The sequence below is a fragment of the Enterobacter cloacae complex sp. ECL72 genome, from assembly GCF_019056635.1.
Lineage (GTDB): Bacteria > Pseudomonadota > Gammaproteobacteria > Enterobacterales > Enterobacteriaceae > Enterobacter > Enterobacter hormaechei_C.
On sequence record NZ_CP077659.1, the window covers coordinates 3,952,308 to 3,967,349 of the forward strand.

At 53.3% G+C, this 15,042-nt stretch carries 13 protein-coding genes and 4 tRNA genes; 1 reads left to right on the forward strand and 16 read right to left on the reverse strand.

Translation table 11 applies throughout. The features are described from left to right. Positions 1-15: 15 nt before the first annotated feature. The 12 genes from rpoB to KTH07_RS19110 all read right to left on the reverse strand — a co-directional run bounded on the left by rpoB (position 16) and on the right by KTH07_RS19110 (position 9,778). Entirely contained in the window at positions 16-4,044 is a 4,029-nt protein-coding gene (gene rpoB / locus KTH07_RS19055; RefSeq protein ID WP_008503453.1) for a DNA-directed RNA polymerase subunit beta, read from the reverse strand. Between the two features lie 319 nt (positions 4,045-4,363). Continuing rightward, positions 4,364-4,729: a 50S ribosomal protein L7/L12 gene (gene rplL, locus KTH07_RS19060; protein WP_002445276.1), complete on the reverse strand. Its 366-nt coding sequence runs from the start codon at positions 4,727-4,729 to the stop codon at positions 4,364-4,366. 66 nt (positions 4,730-4,795) lie between these two features. Beyond that, positions 4,796-5,293 carry a 50S ribosomal protein L10 gene (gene rplJ, locus KTH07_RS19065; RefSeq protein ID WP_003862338.1) on the reverse strand — a complete coding sequence of 166 codons (498 nt, stop codon included), beginning with the start codon at positions 5,291-5,293 and terminating at the stop codon, positions 4,796-4,798. A 289-nt stretch (positions 5,294-5,582) separates the two neighbouring features. Further along, positions 5,583-6,287: a 50S ribosomal protein L1 gene (rplA, locus tag KTH07_RS19070; protein WP_006810530.1), complete on the reverse strand. Its 705-nt coding sequence runs from the start codon at positions 6,285-6,287 to the stop codon at positions 5,583-5,585. Positions 6,288-6,290: 3 nt separating this feature from the next. Continuing rightward, positions 6,291-6,719 carry a 50S ribosomal protein L11 gene (rplK, locus tag KTH07_RS19075; RefSeq protein ID WP_003862340.1) on the reverse strand — a complete coding sequence of 143 codons (429 nt, stop codon included), beginning with the start codon at positions 6,717-6,719 and terminating at the stop codon, positions 6,291-6,293. Between the two features lie 156 nt (positions 6,720-6,875). Next, positions 6,876-7,421, reverse strand: coding sequence for a transcription termination/antitermination protein NusG (gene nusG / locus KTH07_RS19080; RefSeq protein WP_003862341.1), 546 nt, complete (start codon positions 7,419-7,421; stop codon positions 6,876-6,878). Position 7,422: 1 nt separating this feature from the next. Then, positions 7,423-7,806: a preprotein translocase subunit SecE gene (gene secE, locus KTH07_RS19085; protein WP_003862342.1), complete on the reverse strand. Its 384-nt coding sequence runs from the start codon at positions 7,804-7,806 to the stop codon at positions 7,423-7,425. Positions 7,807-8,033: 227 nt separating this feature from the next. After that, complete coding sequence (gene tuf, locus KTH07_RS19090) at positions 8,034-9,218, reverse strand: elongation factor Tu (RefSeq protein ID WP_014885484.1); 1,185 nt, start codon at positions 9,216-9,218, stop codon at positions 8,034-8,036. A 118-nt stretch (positions 9,219-9,336) separates the two neighbouring features. Next, a tRNA-Thr gene (locus tag KTH07_RS19095) sits at positions 9,337-9,412 on the reverse strand. A 6-nt stretch (positions 9,413-9,418) separates the two neighbouring features. Beyond that, positions 9,419-9,493 (reverse strand) — tRNA-Gly (locus tag KTH07_RS19100). A 116-nt stretch (positions 9,494-9,609) separates the two neighbouring features. Continuing rightward, positions 9,610-9,694: transfer RNA gene (locus KTH07_RS19105), tRNA-Tyr, on the reverse strand. Between the two features lie 8 nt (positions 9,695-9,702). Next, a tRNA-Thr gene (locus tag KTH07_RS19110) sits at positions 9,703-9,778 on the reverse strand. Positions 9,779-10,095: 317 nt separating this feature from the next. Between KTH07_RS19110 and coaA the strand changes: the two genes are divergently transcribed. Beyond that, positions 10,096-11,046 (forward strand): type I pantothenate kinase, encoded by a 951-nt coding sequence (coaA, locus tag KTH07_RS19115; RefSeq protein WP_015569977.1) that lies wholly within the window; start codon positions 10,096-10,098, stop codon positions 11,044-11,046. 43 nt (positions 11,047-11,089) lie between these two features. Here the strand turns inward: coaA and dppF are convergent, their stop codons facing one another. From dppF to dppB, 4 genes are read right to left on the reverse strand one after another with little or no spacing between them, the layout of a single operon-like run. Further along, the gene (gene dppF / locus KTH07_RS19120) at positions 11,090-12,103 is read right to left on the reverse strand and encodes a dipeptide ABC transporter ATP-binding subunit DppF (protein ID WP_017383568.1); all 1,014 of its coding nucleotides are present in this window, start codon (positions 12,101-12,103) and stop codon (positions 11,090-11,092) included. Beyond that, the gene (dppD, locus tag KTH07_RS19125) at positions 12,100-13,083 is read right to left on the reverse strand and encodes a dipeptide ABC transporter ATP-binding protein (protein WP_015569978.1); all 984 of its coding nucleotides are present in this window, start codon (positions 13,081-13,083) and stop codon (positions 12,100-12,102) included. The genes dppF and dppD overlap by 4 nt, the downstream gene beginning before the upstream one ends. Before the next feature lie 10 nt (positions 13,084-13,093). Then, positions 13,094-13,996: a dipeptide ABC transporter permease DppC gene (dppC, locus tag KTH07_RS19130; RefSeq protein WP_017383569.1), complete on the reverse strand. Its 903-nt coding sequence runs from the start codon at positions 13,994-13,996 to the stop codon at positions 13,094-13,096. 9 nt (positions 13,997-14,005) lie between these two features. After that, positions 14,006-15,025, reverse strand: a complete 1,020-nt coding sequence (gene dppB, locus KTH07_RS19135) for a dipeptide ABC transporter permease DppB (protein ID WP_006810536.1) — start codon at positions 15,023-15,025, stop codon at positions 14,006-14,008. Between the last annotated feature and the right edge of the window lie 17 nt (positions 15,026-15,042).

The following is a 15,042-nucleotide window of genomic DNA, read 5'->3' on the forward strand; positions in this document are numbered from 1 at the left end:
CTGTTTGAGCGAGAATTACTCGTCTTCCAGTTCGATGTTGATACCCAGCGAACGAATCTCTTTCAACAGTACGTTGAAGGATTCTGGCATGCCCGGTTCCATCTGATGGTTGCCGTCTACGATGTTCTTATACATCTTAGTACGACCGTTCACGTCATCAGACTTAACGGTGAGCATTTCCTGCAAGGTGTATGCTGCGCCGTATGCTTCCAGCGCCCACACTTCCATCTCCCCGAAGCGCTGACCACCGAACTGAGCCTTACCACCCAGCGGCTGCTGAGTAACCAGGCTGTAAGAACCGGTAGAACGAGCGTGCATCTTGTCGTCGACCAGGTGGTTCAGTTTCAGCATGTACATGTAACCTACGGTTACCGGACGCTCGAACTGTTCACCGGTACGGCCGTCAAACAGCGTAATCTGGCCAGACGTTGGCAGACCACCCAGTTGCAGCAGCTCTTTAATTTCAGCTTCTTTTGCACCGTCGAATACCGGCGTTGCAATTGGCATACCTTTGCGCAGGTTCTCTGCCAGACGCAGCACTTCTTCATCGCTGAAGGTGTTCAGGTCGACTTTCTGACGAACGTCGGTACCCAGATCGTAGGCACGCTGGATGAACTCGCGCAGTTTCGCGACTTCCTGCTGCTGTTTCAGCATGGCGTTGATCTTATCGCCGATACCTTTCGCAGCCATACCCAGGTGGGTTTCCAGAATCTGACCGATGTTCATACGAGACGGTACGCCCAGTGGGTTCAGTACGATATCTACCGGCGTACCGTTAGCATCGTGCGGCATATCTTCGATCGGGTTGATCTTAGAGATAACACCCTTGTTACCGTGACGACCTGCCATCTTATCACCAGGCTGGATCTGACGTTTAACAGCCAGATACACCTTAACAATCTTCAGCACGCCTGGTGCCAGATCGTCGCCCTGAGTGATTTTGCGGCGTTTCGCTTCGAGTTTTTTCTCGAACTCGTGTTTCAGTTCGTCATACTGCTCAGCCAGCTGTTCCAGCTGATTCTGTTTCTCTTCGTCGGTCAGGCCCAGTTCCAGCCAGCGATCGCGTGGCAGTTTGTCGAGCTTCTCAGCTTCAACGCCACCGGCAACCAGCACCGCATAGATACGGCTGAACAGACCTGCTTCGAGGATTTGCAGTTCTTCAGACAGGTCTTTCTTAGCCTGTTTGAGCTGCATCTCTTCGATTTCCAGCGCACGCTTATCTTTCTCAACGCCGTCACGGGTGAAGACCTGAACGTCGATAACCGTACCGGAAACACCGTTTGGTACGCGCAGAGAAGAGTCTTTAACGTCAGACGCTTTCTCACCGAAGATAGCACGCAGCAGTTTCTCTTCTGGCGTCAGCTGGGTTTCGCCTTTCGGCGTGACCTTACCAACCAGAATGTCACCGCCGGTCACTTCCGCGCCGATGTAAACAATACCGGATTCATCCAGTTTAGAGAGCGCAGCTTCACCCACGTTCGGGATGTCAGCGGTGATCTCTTCTGGCCCCAGCTTGGTGTCACGGGACACACATGCCAGTTCCTGAATGTGGATGGTGGTGAAACGATCTTCCTGAACCACACGCTCGGAGACGAGGATGGAGTCTTCGAAGTTGTAACCGTTCCACGGCATGAACGCTACGCGCATGTTCTGACCGAGCGCCAGTTCACCGAGGTCGGTGGACGGACCGTCTGCCAGCACGTCGCCGCGCTCAACTGGCTCACCCAGAGACACACATGGCATCTGGTTGATACAGGTGTTCTGGTTAGAACGGGTGTATTTGGTCAGGTTGTAGATGTCGATACCCGCTTCGCCCGGATACATCTCGTCTTCGTTAACTTTGATAACGATACGGGATGCGTCAACGTACTGAACGGTACCGCCACGCTTAGCAACTGCTGTAACACCAGAGTCAACGGCAACAGCACGTTCCATACCGGTACCAACCAGCGGCTTATCAGCACGCAGAGTTGGAACGGCCTGACGTTGCATGTTCGCACCCATCAATGCACGGTTGGCGTCATCGTGTTCCAGGAACGGGATCAGGGACGCACCGACGGATACCACCTGCTGGGTGGATACGTCCATGTAGTCAACCTGGTCGCGGCTGAACAAGCTGGATTCGCCTTTGCTACGGCAGGTAACCAGATCTTCTACAAAGTGGCCTTCGTCATCCAGGTTGGAGTTCGCCTGAGCGATAACGTAGTTGCCTTCTTCAATAGCAGACAGGTAATGAATTTCGTCAGTAACAACACCGTCGGTCACTTTACGATACGGGGTCTCGAGGAAACCGTATTCGTTCGTCTGTGCGTACACGGACAGGGAGTTGATCAGACCGATGTTTGGACCTTCAGGCGTTTCGATTGGACATACGCGACCGTAGTGAGTCGGGTGTACGTCTCGAACTTCAAAGCCTGCGCGTTCACGGGTCAGACCGCCTGGGCCGAGTGCGGAGATACGACGTTTGTGTGTGATCTCAGACAGCGGGTTGTTCTGGTCCATGAACTGAGACAGCTGGCTGGAACCGAAGAACTCTTTCACTGCCGCAGAAATCGGCTTGGCGTTGATCATATCCTGAGGCATCAGGGTATCCAGATCGCCCAGAGACAGACGCTCTTTCACCGCACGCTCTACACGTACCAGGCCAACGCGGAACTGGTTTTCCGCCATTTCGCCTACGGAACGGATACGACGGTTGCCGAGGTGGTCGATATCGTCCACTTCGCCTTTACCGTTACGGATATCGATGAGCTTCTTCATCACTTCAATGATGTCGTCTTTGCTCAGGATACCGGAACCTTCGATTTCGTCGCGCAGCAGAGAACGGTTGAACTTCATACGACCAACCGCGGACAGATCGTAGCGGTCTTCGGAGAAGAACAGGTTCTCGAACAGGCTTTCAGCCGCTTCGCGAGTTGGTGGCTCACCAGGACGCATCATGCGGTAGATTTCGACCAGCGCGCTCAGACGATCGTTGGTTGGGTCGACGCGTACAGTCTCAGAGATGTACGGACCGTGATCCAGATCGTTGGTGAACAGCGTTTCGATACGTTTGTGGCCAGCCTGACTCAGCTTAGCCAGCAGATCCAGGCTCAGCTCCATGTTCGCCGGGCAGATCAGCTCGCCAGTTGATTCATCAACGTAATCTTTCGCGGCTACTTTTCCTGCAATGTATTCAACCGGAACTTCGATGTGTTTGATATCATCTTTTTCCAGCTGGCGGATGTGGCGCGCGGTGATACGGCGACCTTTTTCCACATACACTTTGCCGTCGGCTTCGATGTCGAACGACGCGGTCTCACCACGCAGACGTTCCGGCACCAACTCCATCTGCAATTTGTTGTCGCGGATTTCAAAGATCACTTTCTCAAAGAACAGGTCCAGGATCTGCTCAGTGGTATAGTTCAGTGCACGCAGAATGATGGTTGCAGGCAGCTTACGACGACGGTCGATACGGACAAACAGGTTGTCTTTTGGATCGAATTCGAAGTCCAGCCATGAACCACGGTAAGGAATGATGCGTGCGTTATACAGTACTTTACCGGAAGAGTGCGTTTTACCTTTATCGCTGTCGAAGAAGACACCCGGGCTACGGTGCAGCTGGGAAACGATAACACGCTCAGTACCGTTGATAACGAAAGTACCGTTGTCCGTCATGAGTGGAATTTCACCCATGTAGACTTCTTGTTCTTTAATGTCTTTTACGGTGCCTTCCGGCGCTTCGCGCTCGTAGATCACCAGACGCAGTTTTACGCGCAGCGGTGCGGAATAGGTCACGCCACGGATCTGACATTCCTGAACGTCAAACACCGGTTCGCCAAGGCGGTAGCTGACGTACTGCAGCTCGGAATTACCGCTGTAGCTCTGAATCGGGAACACGGAACGGAAGGCTGCTTCCAGGCCGTACTGCCCTTCAGGATCTTGCTCGATAAACTTCTGGAACGAGTCAAGCTGGATAGAAAGGAGATATGGAATGTCCAGAACTTGTGGACGTTTACCAAAATCCTTACGAATACGTTTTTTCTCGGTATAGGAGTAAACCATAGGGTTCCTCAGCTCGCTGACAAGTCGACCCATCTGTCCGACGAAGGGACAGTTTGTGCAACACCATTTTGTGGACCGGAAAATTGAATACTTTCCGCAATACCTGTTGCTATCACGCTTAAACCATTTCATTGCGATTTACACAGAGCGAGCACCCTGTCGCAGTATATTAAGTCGTCGATAGAAACAAGCATTGTCAGGACAACCAGCAGTCAAACAGTGTGAAATGCTGCTGATGCCTTACAGCGCAAAAAGGCTGGTGACTAAAAAGTCACCAGCCATCAGCCTAATTACTTAGGCTGCAACCAGAAAAGTTGGCTTATTTAACTTCAACTTCAGCGCCAGCTTCTTCCAGAGATTTTTTCAGTGCTTCTGCGTCGTCTTTGCTCACGCCTTCTTTCAGCGCAGCTGGAGCAGATTCTACCAGGTCTTTAGCTTCTTTCAGACCCAGGCCAGTTGCGCCACGTACTGCTTTGATTACAGCAACTTTGTTCGCGCCAGCAGCTTTCAGAATTACGTCGAATTCAGTTTTTTCTTCAGCAGCTTCAGCCGGGCCCGCAGCTACAGCTACAGCAGCAGCAGCAGAAACACCGAATTTTTCTTCCATTGCAGAAACCAGCTCTACAACGTCCATTACGGACATAGCTGCTACTGCTTCAATGATTTGATCTTTAGTGATAGACATTTAAATTGTTCCTGAAAATCAGAATAAGTTTATACGTAAGCAAATGCTTTATAAAGATAACTGCGATTAAGCAGCTTCTTTCGCATCGCGTACAGCAGCCAGAGTGCGAACCAGTTTGCCAGCCGCAGCTTCTTTCATGGTTGCCATCAGGCGTGCAATTGCTTCTTCGTAGGTCGGCAGGGTTGCCAGGCGATCGATTTGCGATGCCGGGATCAACTCACCTTCAAAGGCTGCAGCTTTGACCTCAAATTTTGCATTCGCTTTCGCGAACTCTTTGAACAGACGAGCAGCAGCGCCCGGGTGTTCCATAGAGTATGCAATCAGGGTCGGACCAACAAACGTGTCTTTCAGGCACTCGAACTGAGTACCTTCAACTACGCGACGCAGCAGGGTGTTACGAACAACACGCATGTATACGCCAGCTTCACGACCTGCTTTACGCAGTTCAGTCATTTTGTCTACAGTAACGCCACGGGAATCCGCAACTACTGCAGACAGCGCGCCTTTGGCTACTTCGCTGACTTCAGCAACAATCGCTTGTTTGTCTTGAAGATTTAAAGCCATTAGCTTTGCTCCTGGATGTTTGCCGGAACTCATGTTCCGGAACTCACTTCACTCGACCCAACGGGAAGAGCGTCTTAATACGGTGAGCAGAAACAAGCCAGAGTATTTAAAATAATCTTAGCGTTCTGTCACCGTCTACGCAGGGGATTAAGTTTCTTGCGAAACACCTGCGGTCTTCGACGGAGGCCTGGATAGGCCAGGCTCCAACGAACAATTCTTTTAGCCGCTAACTTTTGTTAGCAAACGTGGGGGTAAGATTGTAGACAAAATCACCGCCCACGTAAAGGCATTAGTTTGCAGCAGCGCTCAGGCCAGCCTGGTCAACTGCAACACCTGCACCCATGGTGGTGGAGATGCTAACTTTCTTGATGTACACGCCTTTCGCCTGAGTTGGTTTTGCTTTTTTCAGCGCAACCAGCAGAGCTTCCAGGTTTTCTTTCAGTTTGTCAGCGTCAAAGTCCACTTTACCGATGGTGGTGTGGATGATGCCGTTTTTGTCGTTACGGTAACGAACCTGACCTGCTTTAGCGTTCTTAACCGCTTCAGCAACGTTAGGCGTTACAGTACCCACTTTCGGGTTTGGCATCAGGCCGCGTGGACCCAGAACCTGGCCCAGCTGGCCAACAACGCGCATTGCATCTGGAGAAGCAATAACAACGTCAAAGTTCATTTCGCCTTTCTTGATCTGATCAGCCAGATCTTCCATACCTACCAGTTCAGCGCCGGCAGCTTTAGCAGCTTCAGCGTTTGCACCCTGAGCAAATACAGCTACGCGTACGGAACGGCCAGTACCGTGTGGCAGTACAGTTGCGCCACGAACGTTCTGATCGGATTTACGAGCGTCGATGCCCAGGTTAACGGCAACGTCAACGCTTTCAACGAACTTAGCAGTTGCCAGTTCTTTCAGCAGAGCGATAGCTTCGTTGATGTCGTACTGTTTGGTCGCATCAACTTTGTCACGGATCACGGACATGCGCTTGGTCAGTTTAGCCATTTCTTAGTCCTCCACTACCAGGCCCATGGAACGTGCAGTACCTTCGATGGAGCGAGTCATCGCTTCAATGTCGGAACCAGTCATGTCGGCAGCTTTGGTCTGCGCGATTTCCTGCAACTGAGCGCGGGAAATTTTACCCACTTTGTCTTTGTTCGGCTTACCGGAACCAGACTTGATGCCCGCTGCTTTCTTCAGCAGAACTGCTGCTGGAGGGGTTTTGGTAACGAAAGTGAAAGAACGGTCAGCGTAAACAGTGATTACAACTGGGATTGGCAGACCTTTTTCCATGGATTCAGTTTTGGCGTTGAACGCTTTACAGAATTCCATGATGTTCACACCCTGCTGACCCAGAGCTGGACCAACTGGTGGACTTGGGTTCGCCATACCTGCTGCAACCTGCAGCTTGACGTAGGCTTGTACTTTCTTAGCCATTCTAAAATCCTCTGATTGGGTAATAACGCCTCGGAGAGGCTCCCCGTGAATAAAATTCGTTTTACGGGCCGGGGCCCATAAAAACAAAAGGCGCGAAATTGTATTCCAATCTCGCGCCCTGTGCAACGATTAAATCGTCGCTTTTTTGATCGCTGCTTAGGCTTTTTCTACCTGAGCAAAGTCCAGCTCTACCGGGGTCGCACGACCAAAGATAGAAACGGAAACTTTCAGGCGGGACTTCTCGTAGTCCACTTCTTCGACGACGCCATTGAAGTCAGCAAACGGACCGTCGTTAACACGAACCATCTCACCCGGTTCAAACAGCGTTTTCGGACGCGGTTTATCACCAACCTGCTGGAGGCGGTTCATAATCGCATCAACTTCTTTGTCGCTGATTGGCGCCGGACGGTCAGATGTGCCGCCGATAAAGCCCATCACGCGTGGTACGCTGCGCACCAGGTGCCAGCTCGCGTCGTTCATCACCATCTGAACCAGCACGTAACCCGGGAAGAATTTACGCTCGCTTTTGCGACGTTGGCCGCCACGGATCTCAACCACTTCTTCGGTCGGAACCATAACTTCGCCAAATAATTCTTCCATATTGTGTAATTTGATATGCTCACGCAGCGACGTAGCTACGCGGCCTTCAAAACCGGAAAACGCCTGAACGACGTACCAGCGCTTTTTAGGGGCTTCAGACATCTCAGAACCTCAGGCCAGTGATAAAGGATACCAGGCGAACCAGAATACCATCCAGTCCCCACAGGATCAGTGACATTACAGCGGTTACCGCCGCTACAATCAGCGTGGTGTGCAATGTTTCCTGGCGAGTCGGCCAAATGACCTTGCGGACTTCGGTACGCGCTTCGCGGGCAAACGCAACGGTCGCTTTGCCTTTCGTCGTCAACAGCGCGACACCACCCGCCGCAGCAATCAGAATTACCACTGCAAGCGCGCGTAGCGGCAGCATCATGTCACGATAAAGATAGTTGCCGACAATCGCCACAATCAGCAGCACGGCTACAACTACCCATTTCATCGCTTCCAGGCCGCGCCCGCTCCCTTGAGCTTCGGTATTCGCACTCATAAACCAACCTGTCAGAAGTATTCTACAAACATTTTCACCCCGCGAGTGCGAGGCAAACCAATCGAAATGCTATTCGCTTTTCGTATTATACGCTCTCCGCAGAGCCTGTCTCAGCAATGATTATGACAAAATTAATCACTGATGAGCCAGGTTCTGATGTGAAAGCGTGCAAAAAGGGCATCAAATGATGCCCTTTTATTGCGCATTGCGTCAAATGTTATCAGCGATTAGCCGAGAACTTTAGCAACAACGCCCGCGCCAACGGTACGGCCGCCTTCACGGATTGCGAAACGCAGACCGTCGTCCATCGCGATTGGGTGGATCAGCGTCACAACCATCTTGATGTTGTCGCCTGGCATTACCATCTCTACGCCTTCTGGCAGTTCGATGGTACCGGTCACGTCAGTTGTACGGAAGTAGAACTGTGGACGGTAGCCTTTGAAGAACGGAGTATGACGGCCGCCTTCGTCTTTGGACAGAATGTACACTTCAGATTCGAACTTGGTGTGTGGCTTGATTGAGCCTGGCTTCGCCAGAACCTGACCACGTTCGATTTCTTCACGTTTGATACCACGCAGCAGAACACCAACGTTCTCACCAGCACGGCCTTCGTCCAGCAGTTTGCGGAACATTTCAACGCCAGTACAGGTAGACTTCGCAGTCTCTTTGATACCAACGATTTCAACTTCTTCACCCACTTTGATGATACCGCGCTCTACACGACCGGTAACAACGGTACCACGACCGGAGATGGAGAATACGTCTTCGATTGGCAGCAGGAATGGCTTGTCAATCGCACGCTCTGGTTCTGGGATGTAAGAATCCAGGTAGCCAGCCAGTTCGATGATTTTCGCTTCCCACTCTGCGTCGCCTTCCAGCGCTTTCAGCGCGGAACCACGAACGATTGGAGTGTCGTCGCCTGGGAAATCGTACTGAGACAGCAGTTCACGAACTTCCATCTCTACCAGTTCCAGCAGCTCTTCGTCATCAACCATGTCGCATTTGTTCAGGAACACGATGATGTAAGGAACGCCTACCTGACGACCCAGCAGGATGTGCTCACGAGTCTGAGGCATAGGGCCGTCAGTCGCAGCAACAACCAGGATCGCGCCGTCCATCTGCGCAGCACCGGTGATCATGTTTTTAACATAGTCGGCGTGGCCTGGGCAGTCTACGTGCGCGTAGTGGCGAGTCGGGGTGTCATACTCAACGTGAGAGGTGTTGATGGTGATACCACGAGCTTTTTCTTCTGGTGCGTTATCGATCTGGTCGAAAGCACGAGCAGCACCGCCGTAGGTTTTAGCCAGTACGGTAGTGATTGCAGCGGTCAGCGTTGTTTTACCATGGTCAACGTGGCCGATAGTACCGACGTTAACGTGCGGTTTTGTACGTTCAAACTTTTCTTTAGACATCGATTGTCCCTCTAAGACACGGATAAATCGGTGATATCACCACATCAACCAGGCGAAAATGCCTGAACTGTTGAATACATTTACATTGAAACAGAGAGAAAGGGAGGGAGAAGTGAAGTGGTGCTGATACCCAGAGTCGAACTGGGGACCTCACCCTTACCAAGGGTGCGCTCTACCAACTGAGCCATATCAGCACGTATTGGAGCGGGCAGCGGGAATCGAACCCGCATCATCAGCTTGGAAGGCTGAGGTAATAGCCATTATACGATGCCCGCATCCTGAAACTCGGCTACCCAGTTCTTTCTGTAACAAAAAAAGAGATTTCTCTCTTTTCTGTTCGAGCTGGTCAATTTTTCCAACCAGCTCCGGCGGCGTTGTCGCTGCCAGAAAGTGGTGGTGGGGGAAGGATTCGAACCTTCGAAGTCTGTGACGGCAGATTTACAGTCTGCTCCCTTTGGCCGCTCGGGAACCCCACCGGACTTGATGGTGCCGACTACCGGAATCGAACTGGTGACCTACTGATTACAAGTCAGTTGCTCTACCTACTGAGCTAAGTCGGCATCAAGTAGCGCGCATTCTATGGAGACCTGCGCAGTCATGCAACTAAAAAATTGCATAAAACGTTCTTTCGCTCACATTTTATTCGAAACCAGGGCTAACCGCTGTAAATTCATCCGCTCACGGTTAAAAATTCAACATGAACGCCTGATTTCGGCACGCTATAGCCCCAGGTGATGCCTGCCCGGTTAAGCATCGCTTTCCCATATTTTTTCTTATTATTCCTCTCATCTGGTGTTAACCTCCTGCCCATTGTCCAAAATTAACTATGTGATGAGCCCGCACCCGCCGTTTCGTGATGGTTCACAGAAGCATGCTTATGAGCAAAAAAGAGCAAACGTTAATGACGCCCTATCTTCAGTTTAACCGTAGCCAGTGGGCAGCCCTGCGTGACTCCGTCCCTATGACACTGACGGAAGGTGAAATCGCACGGCTAAAAGGGATAAACGAAGATCTCTCCCTGGAAGAGGTGGCAGAAATCTATCTCCCCCTTTCTCGCTTGCTTAACTTCTATATCAGCTCCAATTTGCGCCGTCAGGCCGTACTGGAACAGTTCCTCGGCACGAACGGTCAACGTATTCCTTATATCATCAGTATTGCGGGCAGCGTGGCAGTGGGTAAAAGTACCACCGCGCGCGTGCTACAGGCGCTGCTGAGCCGCTGGCCGGAACACCGCAGCGTGGAGCTGATCACCACCGACGGCTTCCTGCATCCCAACGAGGTGTTGAAAGAACGCGGCCTGATGAAAAAGAAGGGCTTCCCGCTCTCTTATGATATGCACCGCCTGGTAAAGTTTGTTTCAGATCTAAAATCGGGCGTACCTCACGTTACCGCGCCGGTTTACTCGCATCTGATCTACGACCGCATCCCGGATGGCGACAAAACGGTTGTGCAGCCCGACATCCTGATTCTGGAAGGCTTAAACGTCCTGCAAAGCGGGATGGATTATCCTCACGATCCGCATCATGTGTTTGTCTCTGACTTTGTCGATTTCTCAATTTATGTCGATGCGCCGGAAGATTTGCTGCAACGCTGGTATATCAACCGCTTCCTGAAGTTCCGCGAAGGCGCGTTCACCGACCCGGATTCCTACTTCCACAACTACGCCCAGCTCTCTGAAGAAGAGGCTATCAGCGTGGCGACCGGGCTGTGGAATGAGATCAACTACGTCAACCTCAAAGAGAACATCCTGCCGACGCGCGAACGCGCAAGCCTGATCCTCACCAAGAGTGAGAAACACGCCGTCGACCAGATTCGTTTACGGAAGTAGACCTCAGACGTAAAAAAAACCGGCTTAACGCCGGTTTTTTTATTTATGCCTGCGGCTTTTCGCCGTTTTCATCCTGATCGACCGCGAAGCAGGCCACCAGCTGTCCGCCATAATCCTTCAGCTGTGGCTGCAACTGCGTGCACGGGCCGAAGCGGCGACGGCAACGGGCGTTGAACGCACATCCCGGCGGCGGGTTAAGTGGGCTTGGCAACTCGCCGGTCAGCTTAATGCGCTCCCGGCGGTCATCCGGGTTCAGCCGCGGCGTTGCAGACAGCAGCGCCTGCGTATACGGATGACGCGGGTTAGTAAAGATCTGATCTTTCGTCCCCTTCTCCACGCAGCGTCCCAGATACATCACCATCACCTCATCGGCAATGTGCTCAACCACGGACAGGTCATGGGAGATGAAGACGTACGACAGTCCCAGATCCTGCTGTAAATCCATCATCAGGTTAAGCACCTGCGCACGTACGGACACGTCAAGCGCTGAGACCGGCTCATCGGCAATCACCACGTCCGGGTCAAGCATCAGCCCACGGGCGATGGCAATACGCTGACGCTGACCGCCAGAGAACATATGCGGGTAGCGATCGTAATGCTCGGTTTTAAGCCCCACCTTCGCCATCATCGCCAGCGCTTTTTCACGACGCTGCTCTTTGCTCAGATTGCTGTTAATCAGCAGCGGCTCTTCCAGAATCTGCCCCACTTTTTTACGCGGGTTTAAAGAACCGTACGGGTTCTGGAACACAATCTGGATTTTTTGACGACGCAGCTTCTGCGCCTGCGGATCGTGCTTGAGCAGATCCTGGCCCTGATAGTAAAGCTCGCCGCCGGTTGGCGTTTCGATCATCGTCAGCAGACGGCCCAGCGTGGATTTTCCACAGCCCGACTCCCCGACGACCGCCAGCGTTTTACCGCGTTCAAGGCTGAAGGAGACGCCGTCCAGCGCTTTTACCAGGCGCTCGGGGGCAAAAATCCCCTTCTTCACCGGGTAATGTTTTTTCAGGTCGATAGCCTGCAACAGCGGCTGTTGCGTGGTGGCCTCGTGCGTACTCATAGTGTTGGCCTCCCGGCATCATCGAGTGGGTAGTGGCATTTTGACTGCCGACCATCGGCCAGCAGATTCAGCTCTGGCTCCTCGGCGCGGCATTTATCCGTCGCATACGGGCAGCGCGGATTCAGCAGGCAGCCCTGCGGACGGTCATATTTACCCGGAACCACACCCGGCAGTGACGCCAGACGCGCTTTGTCCTGGGCAAACTCCGGCAGCGCGCGCAGTAACGCCTGCGTATACGGGTGACGCGGCGCGCGGAAGATATCGTGCGAACTTCCGGTCTCCACTACCTGACCCGCATACATCACGATGATTTTGTGTGCCGCTTCCGCCACCAGCGCCAGGTCGTGCGTAATCAGCACCAGCGCCATATTCTCTTTCTGCTGCAACTCCAGCAGCAGCTCGATGATTTGCGCCTGGATGGTTACGTCCAGCGCGGTAGTTGGTTCATCCGCAATCAGCAGTTTTGGTCGACAGGCAATCGCCATGGCGATCATCACGCGCTGGCTCATGCCGCCGGAAAGCTGATGCGGGTAAACGTCCAGACGCGATGCTGGGTCAGGTATCCCCACCAGGTTCAGCAGATCGATAGCACGCTGGCGACGGGTTTTCTTATTCCCGCCCTGATGCACCTTAATGGCTTCCATAATCTGGAAACCGACGGTGTAGCATGGGTTCAGGCTGGTCATGGGGTCCTGGAAGATCATCGCCACTTCCGCGCCCACCAGCTGGCGGCGCTGTTTTTCGGAAATGCGCTTCAGATCCTGACCGTTGAACTCCAGATTTTCCGCCATCACGCGACCGGGGTAGTCAATCAGCCCCATAATCGCCAGCGAACTCACTGACTTACCGGAGCCCGACTCTCCTACAATCCCGACCACTTCGCCCTGATTAACGCTGTAGCTGATGCGGTCCACGGCGCGAAACGGTGTGCCTTCGTCGCCAAAGTGCACGGATAATTTATCTACATTTAATAACGCCATCTCGTGCCTCTTACTGCTTCAGTTTGGGATCAAGTGCATCACGCAGACCGTCACCCATCAGGTTAAATGCCAGCACCGTCAGCAGAATCGCCAGACCCGGGAAGGTGACGACCCACCAGGCGCTTTGCGCGAACTGCAACACGTCGGAGAGCATGGTGCCCCACTCCGGTGTTGGCGGCTGCGCACCCATGCCAAGGAAGCCAAGAGCGGCCATATCAAGAATGGCGTTAGAGAAACCGAGCGACGCCTGAACAATCAGCGGCGCAAGGCAGTTTGGGAAGATATTGATAAACATCTGACGCATAGCACCGGCACCCGCCACGCGAGAGGCGGTAACGTAGTCCCGGTTCACTTCCACCAGCACCGCCGCACGGGTCAGACGCACGTAATGCGGTAGCGCAACAAACGTCAGCGCAAGCGCGGCGTTACCAATCGACGGACCAAAGATCGCCACCAGCACCAGCGCCAGCAGCAGGCTTGGCAATGCCAGCATAATGTCGACGACGCGCATGATGATGTTATCAACAATGCCGCCGAAGTAGCCTGCCACCAGGCCGAGTACGATCCCCATGATCAGCGACAGTACGACAACGAGGCAGCCAACCAGCAGCGACAGGCGTGCGCCGTACATCAGGCGCGACAGCACATCGCGGCCCACGTCGTCGGTGCCCAGCAGGTGCGTCAGGCTTCCGCCGTCCTGCCATGCAGGAGGTGCCAGCAGCGCATCGCGGAACTGATCAGCCGGGTTATACGGCGCAAGGAAGTTCGCAAACACCGCAATCAGGATCATGATGGAAACATACACCAGCCCGACGACCGCGCCTTTGTTGCGCTTGAAGTAGTGCCAGAACTCCTGCATCGGCGTCATTGGCACCGGTGCGGTGACCACTTTATTTTGAGTAACTTGTGACATGATGGCCCCTTACTTCTTATGACGAATACGCGGGTTCACCACGCCGTACAGCAAATCGACCAGCAGGTTGACGAGGATAATCATCGTCGCGACCAGCAGTACACCGCCCTGCACAACCGGATAGTCACGGCGTTGCAGCGCATCAATCAGCCAGCGTCCAAGACCCGGCCAGGAGAAGATGGTTTCGGTCAGGATCGCCCCCGCCAGCAGCGTACCGACCTGCAAACCGATAACGGTTACCACCGGCAGCATAGCGTTACGCAGGGCATGAATGATGATGACGCGCATACGGGTCAGGCCTTTAGCGCGGGCAGTACGAATATAATCCTCGCCCAGCACTTCCAGCATGGAGGAACGGGTCATACGCACGATCACCGCCAGAGGGATGGTGCCCAGCACCATTGCAGGCAGGATCATGTGCGCAACCGCATCAATGAAGTTGCCCTCTTCGCCCCAGATCGCCGTATCAATCAGCATAAAGCCGGTTAACGGGTTGGTGTCGTCAAGGAAAACCATGTCGCTGACGCGTCCGGAGACCGGCGTCAGGTTCCACTGCACCGAGACCAGCATGATCAGCATCATGCCCCACCAGAAGATAGGCATGGAGTAGCCGGTCAGTGCCAGGCCAACAGCGGTGTGGTCGAAAATAGAGCCACGCTTAACGGCAGCCAGTACGCCAACGGGGATCCCTACCGCGGTCGCGAAGATCATGGCGCAGATACCGAGTTCCAGCGTCGCTTTAAAGCGCGGTACGAACTCGTCCCACACCGGAAGACGGCTTTTCAGTGAAATCCCTAAATCGCCGTGCAACACACCCCAGATATAGTGGAGATACTGCTGCCACATCGGCTTATCAAGGCCGAGTTCAGCCAGCAGTTGCGCATGACGTTCAGGGGAGATACCACGCTCGCCCGCCATAATCATTACCGGGTCACCCGGGATCATATGGACGAAGGCAAAAGTGAGAAGGGTGATACCGATAAACGTCGGGATAACCAGTCCCAGACGTCGGAGGATGAACTGCAACATAACCCGGATTCTCTCTG

Bases quoted from the DNA above. Each gene is read 5' to 3' on its own strand.
- rpoB (WP_008503453.1), bottom strand. From the start codon at position 4,044: ATGGTTTACTCCTATACCGAGAAAAAACGTATTCGTAAGGATTTTGGT.
- rplL (WP_002445276.1), bottom strand. From the start codon at position 4,729: ATGTCTATCACTAAAGATCAAATCATTGAAGCAGTAGCAGCTATGTCC.
- rplJ (WP_003862338.1), bottom strand. From the start codon at position 5,293: ATGGCTTTAAATCTTCAAGACAAACAAGCGATTGTTGCTGAAGTCAGC.
- rplA (WP_006810530.1), bottom strand. From the start codon at position 6,287: ATGGCTAAACTGACCAAGCGCATGTCCGTGATCCGTGACAAAGTTGAT.
- rplK (WP_003862340.1), bottom strand. From the start codon at position 6,719: ATGGCTAAGAAAGTACAAGCCTACGTCAAGCTGCAGGTTGCAGCAGGT.
- nusG (WP_003862341.1), bottom strand. From the start codon at position 7,421: ATGTCTGAAGCCCCTAAAAAGCGCTGGTACGTCGTTCAGGCGTTTTCC.
- secE (WP_003862342.1), bottom strand. From the start codon at position 7,806: ATGAGTGCGAATACCGAAGCTCAAGGGAGCGGGCGCGGCCTGGAAGCG.
- tuf (WP_014885484.1), bottom strand. From the start codon at position 9,218: ATGTCTAAAGAAAAGTTTGAACGTACAAAACCGCACGTTAACGTCGGT.
- coaA (WP_015569977.1), top strand. From the start codon at position 10,096: ATGAGCAAAAAAGAGCAAACGTTAATGACGCCCTATCTTCAGTTTAAC.
- dppF (WP_017383568.1), bottom strand. From the start codon at position 12,103: ATGAGTACGCACGAGGCCACCACGCAACAGCCGCTGTTGCAGGCTATC.
- dppD (WP_015569978.1), bottom strand. From the start codon at position 13,083: ATGGCGTTATTAAATGTAGATAAATTATCCGTGCACTTTGGCGACGAA.
- dppC (WP_017383569.1), bottom strand. From the start codon at position 13,996: ATGTCACAAGTTACTCAAAATAAAGTGGTCACCGCACCGGTGCCAATG.
- dppB (WP_006810536.1), bottom strand. From the start codon at position 15,025: ATGTTGCAGTTCATCCTCCGACGTCTGGGACTGGTTATCCCGACGTTT.